Origin of the sequence: Rhodoferax koreense, assembly GCF_001955695.1 — a bacterium.
GTDB lineage: Bacteria > Pseudomonadota > Gammaproteobacteria > Burkholderiales > Burkholderiaceae_C > Rhodoferax_B > Rhodoferax_B koreensis.
Window position 1 is genome coordinate 5081569 of sequence record NZ_CP019236.1, and the last position, 19174, is coordinate 5100742.

The window sequence follows — 19174 nt, forward strand, 5'->3', positions numbered from 1 at the left end:
GGCGGCGGCGGCCGGTGGCCGCGCACAAAGCCTGCGAGTATATTGAGGCGATGCAGTTCGCGCCCAGGCTCGCCGTCCAGACCCTGCATGCGCTGCGGCGGCTGGCCCGCACCGGCGCGGCATGGCCGAGCCAGTGCGCGATCTGCCGCGCCTGGCCGGCCCGGCCCGTGTGCGAGGCCTGCGTGCAACGCTTCGGCCAGCCGCGCCCGCGCTGCCGGACCTGCGCCCTGGCGCTGCCCGCGGCCTCCACCGGCGCCGCCCAATGCGGCAGCTGCCTGCGCCATCCGCCGCCGCTCGATGCCTGTTTCGCCGCGGTGGACTACGCCTACCCGTGGTCGGGCTGCATCGCGGCCTTCAAGTTCCGCGACGAGGTGGGCTGGGCGCACGCCCTGGCCGACCTGATGCGGCACAGCCCCTGGACCGAACCCACGCTGGAGGTCGCCGACCTCGTGCTGCCGATGCCGCTGTCGAGCGGGCGGCTGCGCGAGCGCGGCTACAACCAGGCGCTGGAACTGTCGCGCTGCCTCGCGCCGCACAAGCTCGACGCCCACCTGCTGCTGCGCGTGCGCGACACCCCGCCGCAGCGCGACCTGAGCCGGGCCGAGCGCCAGCGCAACGTGCGCGGGGCCTTCGTGCTCGATCCGCTGCGGGCATCCGTGGCGCGCGGCAAGCGCGTGGTGCTGGTCGATGACGTGATGACCAGCGGCGCTTCGCTGTTCGCCGCGGCGCTGGCCGTGCGCGAGGGCGGCGCCGCCAGCGTTTCGGCGCTGGTGCTGGCGCGAACGCCGGCGGACTGAGCCCGTCGCCGGTGAAAATGGCGGCATGTTCCATATCGTCCTCGTCGAACCCGAAATCCCACCCAACACCGGCAACGTGATCCGGCTGGCCGCCAACACCGGCTGCACGCTGCACCTGGTCGAGCCGCTGGGCTTCTCGATGGACGACAAACACATGCGCCGCGCCGGGCTCGACTACCACGAGTACGCCGAACTGCGCCGCCACGCGAACTGGGCCACCTTTCTGGCCGATGAACGCCCCGCGCCCGACCGGATGTTCGCGCTCACGACGCACGGCAGCCGCATCGCCCACACACTGCAGTTCCAGCCCGGCGACTGGTTCGTGTTCGGCTCGGAAACCCGTGGCCTGGCGCCCGGACTGCGCGAATCCTTCGACCCGTCGCAGCGGCTCAAGCTGCCGATGCGCGCGGGCCAGCGCAGCCTGAACCTGTCGAACGCGGTAGCGGTGACGGTGTTCGAAGCCTGGCGGCAGTGCGGCTTCGCCTAAAACGAAGTCACGGACCGCCGTCCAGCCATTGGCAGATCGGGGCCCATTGCTCAAGATCCTTCTCGACCCGGCCGGGCGCCACGTCGAACAGCGTCAGCCCGCTGGCCGCGAGGTGCACGTAGTTCTGCGTGTCGCGCAGGAAACCCAGCACCGGCAGGCCCAGGCTGTCGACGTAGGCCTTGAGCTTGTCCGCCGCCAGCGTGCGCGCGTCCACCCGCATGCCCACCAGGGCGATCTGCAGCTTGTTGCCATGCCGGTGTTCGGCCAGTTGGTCGAGGAAGGCGCGCGTGGCGAAAATGTCGAACACGCTCGGCTGCAAGGGAATCACCAGCCGGTCGGCGAACTTCATGACGCGGTTGAAGGCCTTGCCGTGCAGGCCGCCCGGGGTGTCGAGCACCACGTAGGTCGTGCCCTTGGGCGGGCGGGCGATGTCGTCGTCGCCGAGCGCCCAGGTCTGGATCGGTGCGGCGGTGGGCGCGCGCAGGCCGAGCCACAGCCGGGACGACTGCTGGCGATCGGCGTCGCCCAGCATCACCGCATGCCCCCTGGACGCCAGGTACCCGGCGATATTGGTGGCCAGCGTGGTCTTGCCCACGCCGCCCTTGGGATTGGCCACGACCACAACCTGCATGCGAAGCTCCTTGCTGGATGGAATTGCCGATCGACACACTTTGCTAACGCCAACTTGCGTTATGTTACCGGCATGGCCGATTCCTCTCCTGCTCCCTCCGCACCTTCCCATCCTCCCGACGCCACCCCATCGGTCTACCTGATCGCCGCCCACCCCGACTGGAACGAATCCCGGGTGAACCGCCGCCTGCTGGAAGCCGCGCGCAGCGTGGCCGACAGCCAAGGCATCGGCGCGCCCCGTGTCGACATCCAGGACCTTTACGCCACCTACGCCGACTACTGCATCGACGTGCCGGCCGAGCAGGCCCGCGTGGCCGCGGCGCAGCTGATCGTGCTGATGCATCCGATCCAGTGGTACGCCATGCCGGCACTGCAGAAACTCTGGCTCGACGACGTGTTGACCTACGGCTGGGCCTACGGCGCGGTCTCCAGCGGCACCGGCGACAACGCCGCCGCGCCGGCCAACGCGCCCGGCACGGCGCTGCGCGGCAAGGACCTGTGGCTGGTGGCCACCACCGGCGGCCAGGAGGAGTCCTACCACCCAGAGAGCTACAACCGCTACTACTTCGATGCCTTCCTGCCGCCCTACGAGCAGACCGCATCGCTGTGCGGCATGCGCTTCCTGCCGCCGCTGATCCTGCACGGCGCGCACAGCGTAGGCCGCGACGCGGTCGTGGCCCATGTCGAAAGTTTCCGTCAGCACCTGCAGACCTACCCCGCCTGGGCCGGCGCGGAAACCCTGGCCTACGAGGCGATGCGCCGCACCGGCCCCGGCATCGAAGCGGACGTCTAACACTGCCATGGAACACGCACCCGCCTGGCTGGTCAACAGCCTCGTCTACCTCAGCGCCGCGGTCATCATCGTGCCGCTGTCGCAATTCCTCGGCCTGGGCTCAATCATCGGCTACCTGGCCGCGGGCATCGCCATCGGTCCGTGGGGCCTGGGCTTCGTCACCAACGTGCAGGACATCCTGCATTTCGCCGAATTCGGCGTGGTGCTGATGCTGTTCCTGATCGGCCTGGAACTCGAGCCCAAACGCCTGTGGAGCCTGCGCCGGCCGATCTTCGGCTGGGGCACGGCCCAGGTCGCGGGCTGCGCCGCCGCCATCTTCCTCGGCGCCTGCGCCTTCGGCGTGCCGTGGCAGGTCGGCCTGACGGCGGCGCTCGGCTTGGCGCTTTCCAGCACCGCCATCGCGCTGCAGGTCATGGGCGAGCGCAACCTGCTGCCCACGAGCAGCGGCCAGGCCAGCTTCTCGATCCTGCTGTTCCAGGACGTGGCCGCCATCCCCATCCTCGCGCTGATCCCGCTGCTCGGCCAGGGTCTGGAGCCAAATCAGGCTGCAGAGCACACCAATCGCGCGGTGGAAGCTCTCAAAATCGTAGCAGTCATCGTGGGCATCATCCTTGGCGGCCGGCTCCTGCTGCGCCCCCTGTTTCGCTGGATCGCGCGCACCAACAGCACCGAGATCTTCACCGCCGCCGCGCTGCTGCTGGTGGTGGGCATCGCCGCGCTGATGCAGCTCGTCGGGCTGTCGATGGCGCTTGGCGCCTTTCTCGCCGGCGTGCTGCTGGCCGAGAGCGAATACCGGCGCGAACTCGAAACCGACATCGCGCCTTTCAAGGGCCTGCTGCTCGGGCTGTTCTTCATCGCCGTGGGCATGAGCGTGGATTTCGGCGTGCTGCTGCGCGAGCCCGGCACCACGGCGCTGATCGTGGTCGGCTTCCTCGCCGCCAAGATGGCCGTGATCTGGGGCCTGGCCAAGGCCATGGGCCTGCCGTTCCAGGAGCGGCCGGTGTTCACCATCCTGCTGGCCCAGGGTGGCGAGTTCGCCTTCGTGGTGTTCCAGGCCGCGGCCGGCGCCCATGTGTTCTCGGCCGAGGTGGCCTCGCAGCTCGTGGCGGCCGTGGCCCTGTCGATGCTGGTCAGCCCGCTGCTGCTGGTGGCGGTCGACAAGCTTCTGATGCCGCGTTTCGCGATGCGTGGCACCGGCAGGACGCTCGAGGAAATTGCGGAACAGCAGGAGGCACCGATCATCATCGCCGGCTTCGGCCGCTACGGCCAGATCGTCGGCCGCACGCTCTTGGCCCAGGGCATCGGCTGCACCGTGCTCGACCACGACGCCGACACGGTGGAGGCCATCCGCGCCTTCGGCTACCGCTGCTTCTACGGCGACGCGACGCGGCTCGACCTGCTGCGCATGTCGGGTGCGGCCACGGCCAAGGTGCTGGTGGTGGCGGTCAATGAGGTCGAACAGAGCCTGAAGATCGTCGACATCGCACGTGAACATTTCCCGCATTTGAAGATCGTGGCGCGTGCCCGCGACGTGCCGCACTGGGGCGAGCTGCGCGACCGTGGCGTGGTCCAGGTCGAGCGCGAACTGTTCGAGTCGAGCCTGCGCAGCGCCCGTTCGGTGATGGAACTGCTCGGCCTCACACCCAACATCGCGCGACAGAAGACCATGCGTTTTCGCCTGCACAACATTGCGCTGTTCGAGGAGCTGTACCCGCACCGCCGCGACCGCGTGAAGGCGCTGGCGGTGGCCAAGCGCGGCCGGCAGCAACTCGAGGAGCAGATGGCCAAGGAACGCGAGCAGCAGGCGCAGCGCCGGCCTGGCGGATGGGGACCGGGGCCCGACCGCAATCCGCCGCCCTGAACCGTTTTGTTGCAAAGCGTGGATCAATCGATCCCAATTATGCAATTCACAAACGTTGCCGTGGTTCGCAGAATGAGGGATGAACAAAATCATCCCCTGTGTCCTGATGCGCGCGGGCACCTCGCGCGGCCCGTTCTTCCTGCGCGAATGGCTGCCTGAGAGCGACGCGGCCCGCGACGAAGCGCTGATCGGCGCCATCGGTGCCTCCGACCCCCTGCAGCTCGACGGCGTGGGCGGCGGCAGCACCCTCAACAGCAAGGTGGCCATCGTCTCGCGTTCCACCCAGCCCGACTGCGACCTCGACTACCTGTTCGCCCAGGTCGGCGTGGGCCACCGCTCGGTCGACACCCGGCCCAACTGCGGCAACATGCTGTCCGGCGTGGCGCCTTTCGGCATCGAACAGGGTTTGGTGCAGGCGCAGGAAGGCATCACCCGCGTGCGTGTCTTCAACGTCAATACCCGCTCGCGCATCGACGTGACCGTGCGCACACCCAACCGCCGCGTGACCTACGAGGGCGAGGCCCGCATCGACGGCGTGGCCGGCACCGCGGCGCCGATCCTGTTGGATTTCCTCGACGCCTGGGGCGCCGTCACCGGCCATGTGTTTCCCACCGGTCGGCGCATCGATCACATCGACGGCACGGCCGTCACCTGCATCGATGCGGCCATGCCGCTGATGATCATCCGCGCCGCGGACCTGGGCGTCACCGGCCGCGAGAAGCCGGTGGCCCTCGACGCCAACACCGAACTGCTCGAACGCATCGAAACGCTGCGCCTGCAGGCCGGCCGCATGATGGGCCTGGGCGACGTGTCCAACAGCGTGATCCCCAAGCCGGTGCTGGTGAGCGAGGGCGACACGCCGAACAGCATCACCTCGCGCTATTTCACGCCGCGTCGCTGCCACGCCTCCCATGCCGTCACCGGCGCCATCGGCGTGGCCAGCGCCTTCGCCCTGCCCGGCACGGTGGCCAGCGGCATCGCCCGCGCGCCTGGCGGACACCAACTGGTGGTGCTGCACCCCGCGGGGCAGATCGACGTGGAAGTGGAACTCGAAGGACAGGGCCAGGAGGCTCAGGTGAAGCGCGCCGCGCTGGTGCGCACCGCACGCAAGATCATGCAGGGCGAAATGCACCTGCCCGACTACGTCTTTTCGCGCCCCGCCGAAACGGCAACAACGGCCACGGCGGCCACGCCCGTGCGCAAACCCATCACCATCATCGTGCCGACCAGCGCCGGCGGCGGCAACGACACCATGGCGCGCATCGTCGCCAGCAAGATGGGGCCGCTGCTCGGCCAGGAGGTGCTGGTCGACAACCGCGCCGGTGCGAACGGCGCCATCGCCAGCGAATACGTGGCCCATGCCGAACCGGATGGCCACACCCTGATGTTCGGCTATGTCGGCACCCACGCCATGAACCCGGCCCTGCAGAAGCTCGGCTACGACCCGGTGGCCGACTTCGCGCCCATCGGACTCGTCGGCTCCTCGCCGACGCTGATGGTGGCCCATCCCGGCGTGGCCGCGGCGACCATGGCCGGATTGGTGGCGCAGCTCCGGGCCGAACCCGGCCGCATCACCTATGCCTCGGCCGGCGACGGCACGCCGCCGCACTTCGCCGCCGCGCTGTTCCAGCTCGGCACCGACACGGTGATGACCGGCGTGAAACACGAAGGCGCGGCCCCGGCCATCGCCGACACCGCCAGCGGCCGTACGCAGCTGATGTTCCCCAGCCTGTTCACCGCCCTGCCCTTCATCCGCAGCGGCCAGCTGCGCGCGCTCGCCGTCGCCGGCCCGGTGCCCTTGCCGAGCCTGCCCGGCGTGCGGACGCTGGCCGAAGCCGGTGTCGCGGGCGTGGAGGTGACGCAGTGGTACGGCCTGTTCGCGCCGGCCCACACTCCTGCGGACGTGCTCGAAAAGCTGAACCGGGCCCTGAACCAGGTGCTGGCCGACCCGGCGGTGATCGCCCATTTCGAGAGCAATGGCGCCAGCGTCGAACCCGGCAGCGCCGATGCGCTGGCGACCCGGGTCCAGGCCGATCTGGCCCGCTGGCGCGCCGTCGTGGCTCAAGGCGGGCTGGCGGCGCCGGAACCACGCATGGTGGCGGTGCTGGACTAGGACGGGAACCGCGCCGCGGCGCCAGTTCCGCGGTATCTCTAGGATGGGGCCGCGCGGGTTCCCGGCATACCGGGTAGCATGAAGCCATGCACTCGCCCGACATCAAAGCCGTCACGCCCCGTGGTTTCCAGCGTGCGTCTTGGATGCCGTGCTGAACCGTGCGCGTCGCCGTACGCCGCGGGCTGGCCTTGCTCATCCTCGCCGCCGCCACTGCGCTGGGCCATGCCCTCTACACCGGCGCGCTGGTCGTGCCGGAGCGTTTCAACCCCTGGGCGCCGCTGAACGTGATGGCCGAGCCGAACTTCCTCACCGGCTACAAGCTGAGCCGCAGCCGCGCCGATCCTGAGCGCTGCCTCGCCGCCCTGGCCCGCACCGGCATGGCCTACGAGCCGGTGCCCGACCGCAGCACCGGCGTGGGCTGCGGCTTCACCCATGCCGTGCGGCTGCGCGACGCGGGCCTGCGCATCGGCGCACCGCTGACGCTGAGCTGCCCGATGGCGCTGTCTTTCTTCATGTGGGAGAAGCATGCGCTGCAGCCCGCGGCGCAACGACATTTCGGCCAGCGCATCACCGGCCTGCAACACTTCGGCAGTTATGCCTGCCGCAACATCAACACCGGCGAAGGCAGTGCGCCCGGCGCCGGCGACAGGCCGCGTTCCCGCAGCCGGCATGCCACGGCGGATGCCCTGGACATCGCCGGCTTCACGCTGCAGAACGGCCGGCGGATCACGGTGCTGCAGGACTGGAAGGATGCCGGCACCGACGCCGAAGCCCGGATGCTGGGCGAGGCGCACGACGGCGCCTGCAGATTCTTCACCGGCGTGCTCGGCCCGGCCTACAACGCCGTGCACCGCGACCACTTCCACCTGGAGACCGGCGGCTATTCGATGTGCCGGTGAATGCCTGGGCCGATGGATCGGCCGACCGGCACGATCAACCTGATCAGTCCGCGGTGAGCTTGGCGGCCTGCACCACCTTCTTCCACTTGACCTGTTCCGCCTGCACGAAGCTGCGCATCTGCTCCAGCCCCATGGTCTGGACTTCGGCACCATGGTCTTCCAGGCGCTTGACCACGGCCGGATCGGCCAGCACCTGGTTCAGCACTTTGTTGAGCTGCTCCAGCACCGGCTTGGGCGTCTTGGCGGGCGCGAAGATGGCGTACCACTGCGACACATCGACGTTGTCGATGCCCTGCTCCTTGAGCGTGGGCACGTCGGGCATCAACGGCGAGCGTTTTTCGCCCGCCACGCCCAGCGCCTTGAGCTTGCCAGCCTTCACATAGGGCATGGCCGTGAAAAGGCTGGGGAACATGACCTGTGTCTGGCCGCCGATGGTGTCGGTGACGGCCGGTGCCGACCCCTTGTACGGCACGTGCAGCATGCTGGTGCCGGTGGAGAGCTTGAACATCTCGGCGGCGAAGTGCGGCGCCGTGCCGTTGCCGGCCGAGGCATAGCCGGTCTTGTCGGGCGCGGCCTTGAGCAGGGCCACCAATTCCTTGGCATTGCTGGCGGGCACCTTGGGGTTGGCCACCATCAGCGTGGCGGAGTAGCCCACCATGCCCACCGGCTCGAAATCCTTGACCGGGTCGTAGCGCAGCTTCTGCAGCGCCGGGTTCATCGCATGGGTGGCGATGTAGCCGAGCATCAGGGTGTAGCCATCCGGCGCGGCGCGCGCGACGAATTCGCTAGCGATGGCGCCATTGCCGCCCGCCTTGTTGTCCACGATGATCGGCTGCTTGAGGATGACCGACATGGCTTGGCCGATCGTGCGGGCCATCGCGTCGTTGGCGCCACCGGCGGCCGTGGGCACGACGATGTTGATGGTTTTCTCGGGGTAGGCGGCGAAGGTGGCGCCCCCCGCGAATGCGGCGGTGATGGCGATGGCGAGCGTGGTGGAAATCGCGCCGAGCGCGCGGCGTTTCTGAATCTGCATTTGTTGTCTCCGTTGGATGGGGCGGTGGTATCCGGCTTGGCATGGGCTTGACCGTGGAACTGATGTTCGCCCATGCATCACCCCCTGTAAATTGCATGTTTAGGAAGCATTGATGCACAATATGGATCAACCAAATCGAGGCGCGCCGTAGCATGGCCATCAACTTCAACCTCAACGATCTGCAGGCCTTCCGAGCGGTGGCCGAGCTCAGCAGCTTTCGCAAGGCTGCCGATGCCCTGCACGTCTCGCAGCCGGCCTTCAGCCGGCGCATCGAGAAGCTGGAAGAAGCGCTCGGCGTGAAGCTGCTCGACCGCACCACGCGCCGGGTCGACCTCACCGCCGTGGGCCGCGACTTCGACCGCAAGGTACAGCAGTTGCTGGACGACCTGGACAACACCCTGCTCGGCATCCGCGGCGTGGCCGGCACGCGCATGGGCGAGGTGACGATCGCCTGCGTGCCGTCCACCGTCTACTACTTTCTCTCGCAGGTGATCTCGCGCTACCACGAGCAGTATCCGAAGGTGCGCGTCAAGGTGTTCGATGCCAGCGCCAACGAAGTATTGTCGGCGGTGTCGCGCAGCGAGGCGGATTTCGGCCTCAACTTCATCGGCAGCCAGGAGCCCGACATCGAGTTCAAGCAGTTGCTGGAAGAGCGCTTCGTCGCCGCCTGCCGACGCGACCATCCGCTGGCCAGGAAGCGCCGCGTGGCCTGGACCGAGCTGGCCGCCTACGACTACATCGCGGTGAGCAAGGCCTCGGGCAACCGGCTGCTGCTGGACCAGGCCCTGTCCGGCCTGCCCGGGCTGCCGCAGAACATCTACGAAGCCCAGCATGTGACGACCATGCTCGGCCTGGTGGAAGCCGGCCTCGGTGTGGCGGCGGTGCCGTCAATGGCCATGCCGGGTCCCGACCATCCGCTGCTGGTGAGCGTGCCGCTGGTGGACCCGGTGATCACCCGCAAGGTCGGGCTGATCCGTCGCAAGGGCCGGTCGCTGTCGCCGGCGGCGCAGCAGCTTTATGAATTCTTCGCCGAGATGAAGGGCAAGCGCGGAAAGGGCGCAGGGCGAGGTGCGGGAGTGGAAACGAGGTGAGCGGGGCTCCGTCCGGGAGGGCTGGGCTGCGAAGACTTGTTGCCTTGCCAGGCCTGCTTCGACAGGCTCAGCACGAAAGGGGGGTCCAGATTCACGGGGAGCGGTTGGTGCAGCCCCCGCACCCACACCGCACGTCCCTTTTTTTTGAGGGCACCATGTCGAATCGAAGCCCCGCCGTTCGTCGAACGGATAGGCGGCGCCCTCATCCATCGCGCCGACCGATCAACCCAACAGGAGTGAAGACATGTCCTACATCGACGGTTTCGTGATTGCGGTGCCCACCGCCAACAAGCAGAAGTTCATCGACCACGCACGCCATTTCGACGCCATGTTCATCGAACTGGGCGCGCTCCGCGTCATCGAGACCTGGGGCGACGACGTGCCCGACGGCAAGGTCACCGATTTTCGCCGCGCCGTCCAGGCCACGGCCGAGGAGACGGTCGCCTTCTCGTGGGTCGAATGGCCGGACAAGGCCACGCGCGACGCCGGGATGAAGAAGATGATGGAGGACCCGCGGATGGACCCGTCCACGCCGGGCAATCCGCCAATGCCCTTCGACGGCAAGCGCATGATCTTCGGCGGCTTTGAACAGGTTGTCGAAGTGAAGGCTTGAGTCAGGGCGGCTCTGTCTGAATACCACCCGACAGAAAGCGTTGCCTGCCGGTAGACCCCTTGCATCTCACACCTGCCCAGGCACCCCACGCTGCGGCAGATGCACCGGTTGGGCCAGCCCGACCTCTTCCAGTTCCCGCTCGGCCTGCGCATACCCATCGGCCAGCTCGCGCTGCAGCACCTCGCGGTCGCAGGCGTTCTCCCACATCGACACCACGACGCAGGCCACGGCATTGCTGATGGTGCTGGTCAGCGCGCGGGCCTCCGACATGAAGCGATCGATGCCGACGATCAGCGCCACGCCGGCCACCGGCAGGTCAGGCATCACGGTCAGCGTGGCCACCAGGGCGACGAAGCCGCTGCCGGTGACGCCGGCCGCGCCCTTGGAGGTCAGCAGCATCACGCCGAGCATCGCGCCGATCTGGCCCCAGCTCAGGTGGATGTCGCAGGCCTGGGCGATGAACATCGAGGCCAGGGTCAGGTAGATGGCCGTGCCGTCGAGGTTGAACGAATAACCGGTGGGCAGCACCAGGCCGACCACGCCCTTCTTGCAGCCCAGGCGTTCCAGCTTCTGCAGCAGGCGCGGCAGCACGGGTTCGCTCGACGAGGTGCCGAGCACCACCAGCAATTCCTCCTTGATGTAGCGCAAGAGCTTCCACAGGCTGAAGCCGTGCAGGCGCGCGAGGATGCCGAGCACCACGGCGACGAAGAAGATGCAGGCCACGTAGAAGGTGGTGATCAGCAGGCCAAGCGAGCCGATCGATTTGATGCCATAACGCCCCACGGTGAAGGCCATGGCGCCGAAGGCACCGATCGGCGCCAGACGCATGATTATGCCGAAGGCCGCGAACAGCATGTGCGAGAAGCCGTCGATGCCGTCGAGCACCGGCCTGGCGGCCGCGCCGATCTTCGTCAGGCCGAAGCCGCAGAGCACGGCCAGCAGCAGCACGGGCAGCACCTCGCCTTCGGCGAAGGCGCCGAAGAAGGCATTCGGGATGATGTGCATCACGAAGTCGGTGAAGCCGTCGAGGTGCACCTGGTTGGCGAAGCGTGTCGCCACCGAGGCGTCGAGGTGTTTCGGGTCGATGTGCATGCCGGCGCCGGGCTGCAGCAGGAACACGGCGGCCAGCCCGGTGATCAGCGCCAGGATGGTCAGCGCGTAGAACAGGCCCATCGCCTTGAGCAGCGTCTTGCCGATTTCCTTGGAGTCGCCGAGCGAGGTGATGCCGCTGACAATGGTGCAGAACACCACCGGCGCGATCATCATCTTGACCAGTTTGACGAAGCCGTCGCCGAGCGGCTTCAGCGCCGCACCGAACTCGGGCCAGTAGTGGCCCACCGTGATGCCGAGGATCAGGCCGATCAGGACCTGCACGTAGAGGTGCTTGAATAGCTTTGGAACGTTCACGGTGTGTCTCCTGGGGCGAAGAAAAGAAGCCGGTCTTTGCCGGCCTGGTGCAGGCTTGCAGGTTCAGAAGCGAGGCGGCGGCGCGCCACCCGGAAAACGACTCAGCGCCGTGCGGCGAGCACCCGGTCGACCATCACGCCGGCCTGGCCGAGGTGGTTCGCCGGTTCGCACATGGCTTCGAGCTGCGCGCGGCTCACATGCTTGGTGATCTCCGGATGGGCGGCCAGGATCTCGATCAGTGGCCGGTTCTTCGCGATCGCCTCGCGGCACAGGTCGTACACCAGGTCGTGCGCATATTCGCGCCCGATGTAGGGGCCGAGGCCCATCATCACGGCCTCGGACATGACCAGGCCATTCGTGATGTCGATGTTGGACCGCATGCGACCCGCGTCGACCTCCAGCCCCTGGAGCACGAACTTGGTCTGTTTCAGCGCGCCGGACATCAGGCAGAAGATCTCGGGCAGCGACACCCATTCGATCTCCCACGGGCCGGTCGAGCGTTCGTGGTCTGCCACCATCGCGTCCATCAGCGCGGCAGCGTGCTGGCGCGCCACCGAGATGTTGGCGTGAATATAGAGACAGGAGATCGGGTTGCGCTTTTGCGGCATGGTCGACGACGATCCCCGGCCGGGCGCGTAGGGCTCGAACACCTCGGCCACCTCGGTCTGCATCATGAGCTTGACGTCCATCGCGATCTTGCCGAGCGAACCGCCGACCAGGCCGAGGAAGGCGCCAACCTCCGCAATCGTGTCCCGCACGGTATGCCAAGAGATCAGCGGCTGGGCCAGGCCGAGCTCCTTCATCAGACCGGCCTGGGTCTCCATCGCGCCCTTCTCGAGCGACGACAGGGTGCCCGACGCACCGCCGAACTCGCCCATCAGCACACGCGGCTTCAGCTGCTGCAGACGTTCGCGGTGGCGGTCGATGCCGGCCAGGATGCTGGCCATCTTGTAGCCGAAGGTGATCGGCGTGGCCTGCTGCAGGTTGGAACGGCCGATGACCGGGGTGTCGCGGTACTTCTGGGCCAACGATGCCAGTGCGTTGCCGATGTCATTCAGATCCTGCTCGACCAGTGCCAGGCCCTCGCGCATCTGCAGCACGGCGGCCGTGTCGGTGATGTCCTGGGTGGTCGCGCCCCAGTGACAATACTCGCCGAGCTTGTCGCGGCAGTTGGCGTTGATCTGGTTGACGACCGCGATGATCGGGTAGCCGATCTGTTCGGTCTTGGCCTTGAGCTTGACCCAGTCGATCTGCGACAGCTCGCAGTTCTTCACGATCTCGTCGGCCGCCTCCTGCGGAATGATGCCGAGTTGGCCCTGCACCTTGGCCAGCGCACGTTCAATGTCCAGGTATTTGGCGGTGCGGTTCTCGTCGGACCAGACGTCGCGCATGCGCGCGTCGCTGAACATGTCGCCGAAGATGCGCGAATCGATGATGGTAGAGGCCATGTTTGTCTCTCTTTCTCTGTGGTGAATTGTTGGAGGAGGAATGCGTTCGGTTGCCCGGTTCAGCGGCCGGCCGACAGCAAGGTTCGCCGGGCCAGGCGCACCACCGGCAGATCGACCATGCGGCCGTCGAGCCGGGCCGCGCCCGGCGTGGCGGCATCGGCGGCCAGCACGCGCCGTGCCCAGGTCAGCTCAGCCTCGCTGGGCTGCAGGGCGCGGTGGATCGGTGCCACCTGGCCCGGATGGATGCACAGCTTGGCGCCGAAACCGTTGCAACGCGCCAGCGACAGGTCGGCCAGCAGCCGGGTCTCGTCGTCGAACTGCGGCGTGACGCCAGCCACCGGCGCGGCCAGGCCGGCCAGGCGCGAGGCGATGGCGATGCGCGCGGCGGCATAACCGAGGCCGACCGCGTCATGGCGGATGTCCAGATCGAGGTCCAGCGCATAGTCCAGCGTGCCGAAGACCAGGCGGGTCACGCCTGCAGCGCCGGCCACCTGCTCCACCTCGGCCACGCCGCGCGCGCTTTCTATCAGGGCCAGCACCTGCACGCCCGGCAAGGCCTGTAACACGGCCGCGACCTGCGCCGCCTGCTCGGCCTTGGGCAGCAGGATCTGTGTCACCCCGGTGCCGCTCAGCGCGGCTAGATCGTCGGCGAACCAGGCGGACGCGGCGTCGTTGATGCGCACCACGGCGCGCGCGCGGTCTTGTGGCGCGGCATCCCGCAGCCAGCCGGCGATGTGGCTGCGCGCAGCGGCCTTGTCTTCAGGTGCCACCGCATCCTCGAGGTCCAGCACCACGGCGTCGGCGCCGCTGGCCAGGGCCTTGCCGAAGCGCTCCGGGCGCATGCCCGGCACGAACAGGTAAGTGCGTGCCACAGGGAGGAGTTCACTCATGGCGGCGCCTCAGATGGCCTTGGCTTCGCGCAGCAGGGCGATCTCGGCGGCACCGTAGCCCAGCTCGGCCAGGATAGCGTCGGTGTGCTCGCCCAGGGCCGGCACCGGGTCCATGCGCGGGCCTTCGTTCCAGGTGCCGGGCGGCAGCATCGCCGGCAACATGCCCTGGGGCGAGCCCACCTCCGTCCAGCGTCCGCGTGCCTTGAGTTGCGGATGGGCCCAGACGTCGGCCATGGTGTTGACGCGGGCGTTGGCGATCTGCGCCAGTTCCAGCCGCGCCTCGACCTCGGCCACCGTCAGCGGACTGAAGGTGTCGACGATGATCTGGCGCAGCGCCACGCGTTCGGCCACGCGCTTGAAGTTGGCGGTGAAGCGCGGGTCGGTGGCCAGCGCGGGCTGCTGCAGCACCTTGTCGCAGAAGCTCACCCATTCGCGCTCGTTCTGCAGGCCGAGCATCACATTGGCGCCCTGCTCCGCGGGGCCCACCGGAAACGGCCCATACGGGTAGATGGTGGCGTGGCTGGCGCCGGTGCGCGGCGGCGGCGGTGCACCGTCGAAGGCGTAGTACAGCGGATAACTGGTCCATTCGGCCAGCGACTCCAGCATGGAGATGTCGATGCGCTGGCCACGGCCGGTCTGGCTGCGCTGCATCAGGGCCGCCAGGATGTTGCTGTAGGCATACATGCCGGCGGCGATGTCGGCGATCGAAGGGCCGGCCTTGCACGGCTCTTCGGCCGTGCCGGTCACCGAGACGAAGCCGGCCTCGCTCTGGATCAGCAGGTCGTAGGCCTTCTTGTCGCGGTAGGGGCCGGGCCTGGCCAGGTCGTCGCCGTAGCCCGAGATGTCGCAGACGATCAGGCCGGGCTTGACCGCCGACAGCTTGTCGTAGCCCATGCCGAGCCGGGCGGCCGCGCCGGGTGCGAGGTTCTGGACCACCACGTCGGCCTTTTCCAGCACCAGGCGCTGCAGCAGCTTGGCGGCCTCCGGGTGCTTCACGTCGAGGGTGAGGCTTTCCTTGGAACGGTTGGTCCAGACGAAATGCGAAGCCAGGCCGCGCACGCGCTGGTCGTAGCCGCGGGCGAAGTCGCCCGAGCCCGGGCGTTCGATCTTGATGACGCGGGCGCCGAGGTCGGCGAGCTGGCGGGTGGCGAACGGCGCCGCGATGGCGTGTTCGAGGGTGACGACGGTGAGGCCTTTAAGGGGTTGCATGTTCGTGTTCTCCGGATCAGCGCAGCGTGGCTGTGGCGTCCATCGTCAGCCAGCCTTCATGGTCGGACGCCCACAGGCGCACGGTCTTGCCATCGGCATCGGGCTGGCCCTGCACATGGAAGGCATTCAGGTCGAAGGTCGGCCGCACGGCCTTGAAGCGGAAGCTGGCCACGTCGGCGCCGGGCACCTGGCGGCGCAGCAGGTCGAGCAGCAAGGTGGCGATCAGCGGGCCGTGCACGATCAGGCCGGGATAGCCCTCGACCTGGGTGACGTACTGGCGGTCGTAGTGGATGCGGTGGCCGTTGAAGGTGAGCGCCGAGTAGCGGAACAGCAGCACGTCGTCGGGCACGATCCGCCGGCGCCAGGCAGCCTCGGCCGGCGCGGCCACGGGCGGCGGCGGCACGTCGGACGGATTCTGGGCCTCGCGGTAGACGATGTCGTGGAACTCGACCAGGGCCGGCTCGGCCGCGCCATTGCAGCGCAACTCATGCCGCACCTTGACGAACACCAGCTTGCCGGTACGGCCTTCCTTGGTCGTGACGTCATCGATGGTGGACGTACGGGCGACGCGGTCTCCGACGCGGATCGGCGAGCGGAACTCGAACTGGCTGCCGGCCCACATGCGCCGTGGCAGCGGCACCGGCGGCAGGAATCCGCCGCGCTTCGCATGGCCGTCGGCGCCGATCTCGGACTGGCGGTGCATCGGCAGGAAATACAGCCAGTGCCAGAGCGGCGGCAACAGGGTGCCGGGCGCGGCGTCGATGGCTGGGTGGTCCAGGGTGGCGGTCAGGGCGATCACCGGGGTCGGGTTCACGGCGTCGTGCAGCGTTTCGCTGCGGCCGATCCAGGATCGGAGGTCTTCGGTCACTTCAGTCATACTTGTCTCCATCACGTGCCGTGCCGACGGGGCATCTGGCTTGGAGAGGCAGTGTCGGCTCGCCGCAATGCAAAGTGAATTGCAATATTCGGAAGGATTGATGCAATCCACGCATGGTGCGATGGCAGACCGGCCCCGGCCGCGCCAAAAAATTTGCGTCGACGGGCCGGATCGGCCCGATCCTGCTGTATAGTTCGGCCTCCGCAGCAGTCGACGGCTGATGCGGAATCTGCGGGAGTAGCTCAGTTGGTAGAGCGCAACCTTGCCAAGGTTGAGGTCGAGAGTTCGAGACTCTTCTCCCGCTCCAGATTGGTCAAAAAGGGAAGCTTCGGCTTCCCTTTTTGCATTGGCGCGGCAAATGCCGGAGCGGCTTGAATCCGGAATCTGCCGCCTTGCGTACAGAGGGCAACCACGCCCCTCAACTTTCTGCAGAAAGTACGCCCATGCCAACCTCCGACACGACCCACGGCAGAAACCTCCAGCGGCTTCTGATGATCGCCACCGCGCTGGTGATGCCCAGCCTGGCCCAGGCCCATTCCGAAGCGGGTGCGGTAGGCGGCTTCATCAGCGGCTTCGTCCATCCGATCAGCGGCTGGGACCACATCGCCGCCATGGTGGCCGTCGGCATCTGGGGTGCTTTTCTCGGGGCGCCTGCCATGTGGGTGTTGCCCGTCATCTTCCCGATGGTCATGGCCTTCGGCGGTGCGCTCGGGGTGCTCGGCGTACCCATGCCTTTCGTGGAAACCGGCATCGCGCTGTCGGGCATCGTGCTCGGCGGCATGATCGTCTTCGCCGCCCGGCCGCCGCTGTGGGTGGCGGGGGTGCTGGTCGCCGTCTTCGCCATCTTTCACGGTTATGCCCATGGCGCCGAACTGCCGCATGCGGCGAATGCCGTCACCTACGCGGTGGGTTTCGTCATCGCCACCGGCCTGCTGCACCTGGGCGGTATCGCCATCGGCCTGTTGATCCGCTGGGAGTGGGGCCGCGTGGCCGTACGCGGTGCCGGCGGCGTGATCGCGGCCACCGGCTTCGCCTTCCTGCTCGGTTACCTGTGAGCACACGGTCGCCGCTGCACCTTGCCATCGCGGCGGCGGTGCTCGCGCTGCGCCCCGGCCGTGCGGACGCCCACGGCGCGGTGGAAGGCATGAATTCGTTCTATGCCGGGCTATTCCATCCGTTCATCAACCTGCCACAGCTGCTGGTGCTGCTCGGCCTGGGCATCTGGCTCGGACAGACGCCACCGTTGCGTTTGAAGGCGCCGCTGCTGGCCTTCTCGCTATGCAGTGCCGCAGCCCTGTTCGCCACCACGCGGCTCCCCGCCTTCATGACGCCACCCGCCATGCTGGTGGCGCTGTCATTGGCCTTCGGCTTGCTGATCGCCACTGCCGCCAGACCACACCGTTGGTTGAGCACCCTCATGGCCACGGCGGCCGCCCTGGCCGTGGGACTGGACTCGGGCGTGGATGGCCAACCCGCGCCCGGCGCACTGACGCTGATCCTGCTCGGTACCTGGATCGGCACCACCGTGGCGGTGGCCAACCTCGCCTACTACACCGCCATCTGCCCCGAACGGCGCTGGGTGCAGATCGGCATCCGCATCGCGGGCTCGTGGCTCACGGCGGCCAGCGTGCTGGTGCTGGCGTTTCACCTGAGGGCCTAGCAGCCCGGTCGCGTCACACCAGGCTGTCCCACAACAGCTTGCAGCCGGTGAGCAGCATGCCCAGGTACAGCAGCCGGTAGAACGTCTTCTGCGCGATGCGCCGCGCGATGTGCACGCCGATCCACACTCCGACCGGCGCCAGCGGCAACAGCACCACCGAGGTGGCGAAGTTGCGCAGGTCCAGCAGCCCGAGCCAGGCGTAGGGTATCCATTTCGACAGGTTGACGAAGAAGAAGAACGCCGCCATGGTGGCCGCGAAGTGGATCGGTGAGAGGCGCAGCGGGATCACATAGGCGTTCACCGGCGGGCCGCCCGCGTGGGCGATGAAGCTGGTGAAGCCCGACATGGCCGTGCACAGCGCACCCACCCATTTGGGCGGCGGCGGACTGTCGGGCCGCGGGGGGAACACCAGGCGCTGCGCCAGGAACAGCAGCGTGAAGCCACCGACGATCCCGGCCACCATGCGCGGCTCGAGCACCTTGAACAACAGCGTGCCCACCACCGTGCCGGCCAGGCCCCACGGAATGAGAAACTTCAGCAGCTTGTAGTCGAAGTCGCGCCGGAACGCGGCCAGCCCCAGCACGTCCATCACCAGCAGCACCGGCATCAGGATCGCCGCGGCCTGCGGCACCGTGACGGCCATCGCCATCAATGGCACGGCCAGAGAGCCGAAGCCCGCGCCGAAGCCGCTCTTGCTCATGCCGAGCAGCAGCACGGCGGGTACGGCGACGACATAGAAATGCCAGTCGGTGATCAGGGGGAAGTTCACCCGCGCGTCACAAGACCGTACAGGCCTGCTCGAACGACAGCCGTGGGTTGCGCTTGAATTCCTGGCTGTGGTCTGCGAAGCCGAGGTTGATCAGGAAGTTGGCCTGCAGGCGGCCGTCGGGAAAGAACTCGGCGTTCACCTTGGCGATGTCGAAGCCGCTCATCGGTCCGCAGTCCAGCCCCACGGCACGCGCGGCGAGGATGAAGTAGGCACCGCCCAGCGTGCCGTTGCGCGTGGCGGTGGCCGTGGCCATGGCCGTGTTGCCAGCGAACATCTCGCGTGCGCCTTCGCCGTGCCAGACCTGCGGCATGTGTTCGTAGAACTGCGTGTCGGTGGCGACGATCACGGTCACCGGCGCGAGGCGGGTCTTCTCCACATTGCCGGGCGACAGCGCCGGCAGCAGCCGCGCGCGCGATTCGGCGCTCTGCAGGAAGACGTAGCGCGTCGGCTGCGTGTTCATCGAGGTCGGCGCCATTCTGGCCAGGTCGTAGGCCTGCTGCAGCAGCGCGAGCGGCACGGGTTTGTCGATGAAGCCGTTGGCGGTGCGCGCGTTCAGGAACAGTTGGTCGAGGGACGCTGGGTCGATGGTCATGGGTG

19 protein-coding genes and 1 tRNA gene are annotated in these 19174 nt (G+C 67.8%); 11 read left to right on the forward strand and 9 right to left on the reverse strand.

Annotated features, from left to right (window positions below; translation table 11 throughout):
• The first annotated feature begins 50 nt into the window (after window positions 1-50).
• On the forward strand, window positions 51-797 hold the full coding sequence (locus tag RD110_RS23505) for a ComF family protein (protein ID WP_076202486.1): 747 nt from the start codon (window positions 51-53) through the stop codon (window positions 795-797).
• Between the two features lie 25 nt (window positions 798-822).
• Complete coding sequence (locus RD110_RS23510; protein WP_076202489.1) at window positions 823-1284, forward strand: tRNA (cytidine(34)-2'-O)-methyltransferase; 462 nt, start codon at window positions 823-825, stop codon at window positions 1282-1284.
• A 7-nt stretch (window positions 1285-1291) separates the two neighbouring features.
• Here the strand turns inward: RD110_RS23510 and RD110_RS23515 are convergent, their stop codons facing one another.
• Window positions 1292-1915, reverse strand: a complete 624-nt coding sequence (locus RD110_RS23515; RefSeq protein WP_076202492.1) for a ParA family protein — start codon at window positions 1913-1915, stop codon at window positions 1292-1294.
• Window positions 1916-1987: 72 nt separating this feature from the next.
• On the opposite strand from RD110_RS23515, the gene kefF reads away from it, so the two are divergent.
• The 4 genes from kefF (at window position 1988) to RD110_RS23535 (ending at window position 7580) form a co-directional block, all read left to right on the forward strand.
• Window positions 1988-2707: a glutathione-regulated potassium-efflux system oxidoreductase KefF gene (gene kefF, locus RD110_RS23520; protein WP_076202495.1), complete on the forward strand. Its 720-nt coding sequence runs from the start codon at window positions 1988-1990 to the stop codon at window positions 2705-2707.
• Between the two features lie 7 nt (window positions 2708-2714).
• The gene (gene kefC, locus RD110_RS23525; RefSeq protein ID WP_076202498.1) at window positions 2715-4568 is read left to right on the forward strand and encodes a glutathione-regulated potassium-efflux system protein KefC; all 1854 of its coding nucleotides are present in this window, start codon (window positions 2715-2717) and stop codon (window positions 4566-4568) included.
• 79 nt (window positions 4569-4647) lie between these two features.
• The gene (locus RD110_RS23530; RefSeq protein WP_076202501.1) at window positions 4648-6681 is read left to right on the forward strand and encodes a 4-oxalomesaconate tautomerase; all 2034 of its coding nucleotides are present in this window, start codon (window positions 4648-4650) and stop codon (window positions 6679-6681) included.
• A 158-nt stretch (window positions 6682-6839) separates the two neighbouring features.
• Window positions 6840-7580: an extensin-like domain-containing protein gene (locus RD110_RS23535; protein WP_076202504.1), complete on the forward strand. Its 741-nt coding sequence runs from the start codon at window positions 6840-6842 to the stop codon at window positions 7578-7580.
• Between the two features lie 43 nt (window positions 7581-7623).
• Here RD110_RS23535 and RD110_RS23540 read toward each other — a convergent pair whose 3' ends face one another.
• A complete protein-coding gene (locus RD110_RS23540) occupies window positions 7624-8613 on the reverse strand; it encodes a Bug family tripartite tricarboxylate transporter substrate binding protein (RefSeq protein WP_076202507.1) in 990 nt (329 codons plus the stop codon).
• Window positions 8614-8765: 152 nt separating this feature from the next.
• Between RD110_RS23540 and RD110_RS23545 the strand changes: the two genes are divergently transcribed.
• The gene (locus tag RD110_RS23545; protein WP_076202510.1) at window positions 8766-9704 is read left to right on the forward strand and encodes a LysR family transcriptional regulator; all 939 of its coding nucleotides are present in this window, start codon (window positions 8766-8768) and stop codon (window positions 9702-9704) included.
• A gap of 244 nt (window positions 9705-9948) precedes the next feature.
• Complete coding sequence (locus tag RD110_RS23550) at window positions 9949-10317, forward strand: DUF1428 domain-containing protein (RefSeq protein ID WP_076202513.1); 369 nt, start codon at window positions 9949-9951, stop codon at window positions 10315-10317.
• Between the two features lie 66 nt (window positions 10318-10383).
• Here the strand turns inward: RD110_RS23550 and dctA are convergent, their stop codons facing one another.
• The 5 genes from dctA to RD110_RS23575 form a co-directional block, all read right to left on the reverse strand.
• Entirely contained in the window at window positions 10384-11724 is a 1341-nt protein-coding gene (dctA, locus tag RD110_RS23555; RefSeq protein ID WP_076202516.1) for a C4-dicarboxylate transporter DctA, read from the reverse strand.
• Window positions 11725-11825: 101 nt separating this feature from the next.
• Window positions 11826-13172 carry a class-II fumarase/aspartase family protein gene (locus tag RD110_RS23560; RefSeq protein WP_076202519.1) on the reverse strand — a complete coding sequence of 449 codons (1347 nt, stop codon included), beginning with the start codon at window positions 13170-13172 and terminating at the stop codon, window positions 11826-11828.
• A 59-nt stretch (window positions 13173-13231) separates the two neighbouring features.
• Window positions 13232-14062 (reverse strand): HpcH/HpaI aldolase/citrate lyase family protein, encoded by an 831-nt coding sequence (locus RD110_RS23565; RefSeq protein WP_076202522.1) that lies wholly within the window; start codon window positions 14060-14062, stop codon window positions 13232-13234.
• Between the two features lie 9 nt (window positions 14063-14071).
• Window positions 14072-15271 carry a CaiB/BaiF CoA transferase family protein gene (locus RD110_RS23570; protein WP_076202525.1) on the reverse strand — a complete coding sequence of 400 codons (1200 nt, stop codon included), beginning with the start codon at window positions 15269-15271 and terminating at the stop codon, window positions 14072-14074.
• Window positions 15272-15287: 16 nt separating this feature from the next.
• Window positions 15288-16148 (reverse strand): HTD2 family dehydratase, encoded by an 861-nt coding sequence (locus tag RD110_RS23575; protein WP_076202528.1) that lies wholly within the window; start codon window positions 16146-16148, stop codon window positions 15288-15290.
• A gap of 231 nt (window positions 16149-16379) precedes the next feature.
• Here RD110_RS23575 and RD110_RS23580 point away from each other — a divergent pair.
• The 3 genes from RD110_RS23580 to RD110_RS23590 all read left to right on the forward strand — a co-directional run bounded on the left by RD110_RS23580 (window position 16380) and on the right by RD110_RS23590 (window position 17808).
• Window positions 16380-16455 (forward strand) — tRNA-Gly (locus RD110_RS23580).
• Window positions 16456-16591: 136 nt separating this feature from the next.
• Window positions 16592-17203: a HupE/UreJ family protein gene (locus RD110_RS23585; protein WP_076202531.1), complete on the forward strand. Its 612-nt coding sequence runs from the start codon at window positions 16592-16594 to the stop codon at window positions 17201-17203.
• The gene (locus tag RD110_RS23590) at window positions 17200-17808 is read left to right on the forward strand and encodes a HupE/UreJ family protein (protein ID WP_076202534.1); all 609 of its coding nucleotides are present in this window, start codon (window positions 17200-17202) and stop codon (window positions 17806-17808) included. Before RD110_RS23585 ends, RD110_RS23590 begins: the two co-directional genes overlap by 4 nt.
• A 13-nt stretch (window positions 17809-17821) precedes the next feature.
• Here the strand turns inward: RD110_RS23590 and RD110_RS23595 are convergent, their stop codons facing one another.
• The gene (locus tag RD110_RS23595) at window positions 17822-18577 is read right to left on the reverse strand and encodes a sulfite exporter TauE/SafE family protein (RefSeq protein WP_076202537.1); all 756 of its coding nucleotides are present in this window, start codon (window positions 18575-18577) and stop codon (window positions 17822-17824) included.
• A 7-nt stretch (window positions 18578-18584) separates the two neighbouring features.
• Window positions 18585-19169, reverse strand: a complete 585-nt coding sequence (locus RD110_RS23600; protein WP_076202540.1) for a malonic semialdehyde reductase — start codon at window positions 19167-19169, stop codon at window positions 18585-18587.
• Window positions 19170-19174: the final 5 nt, after the last annotated feature.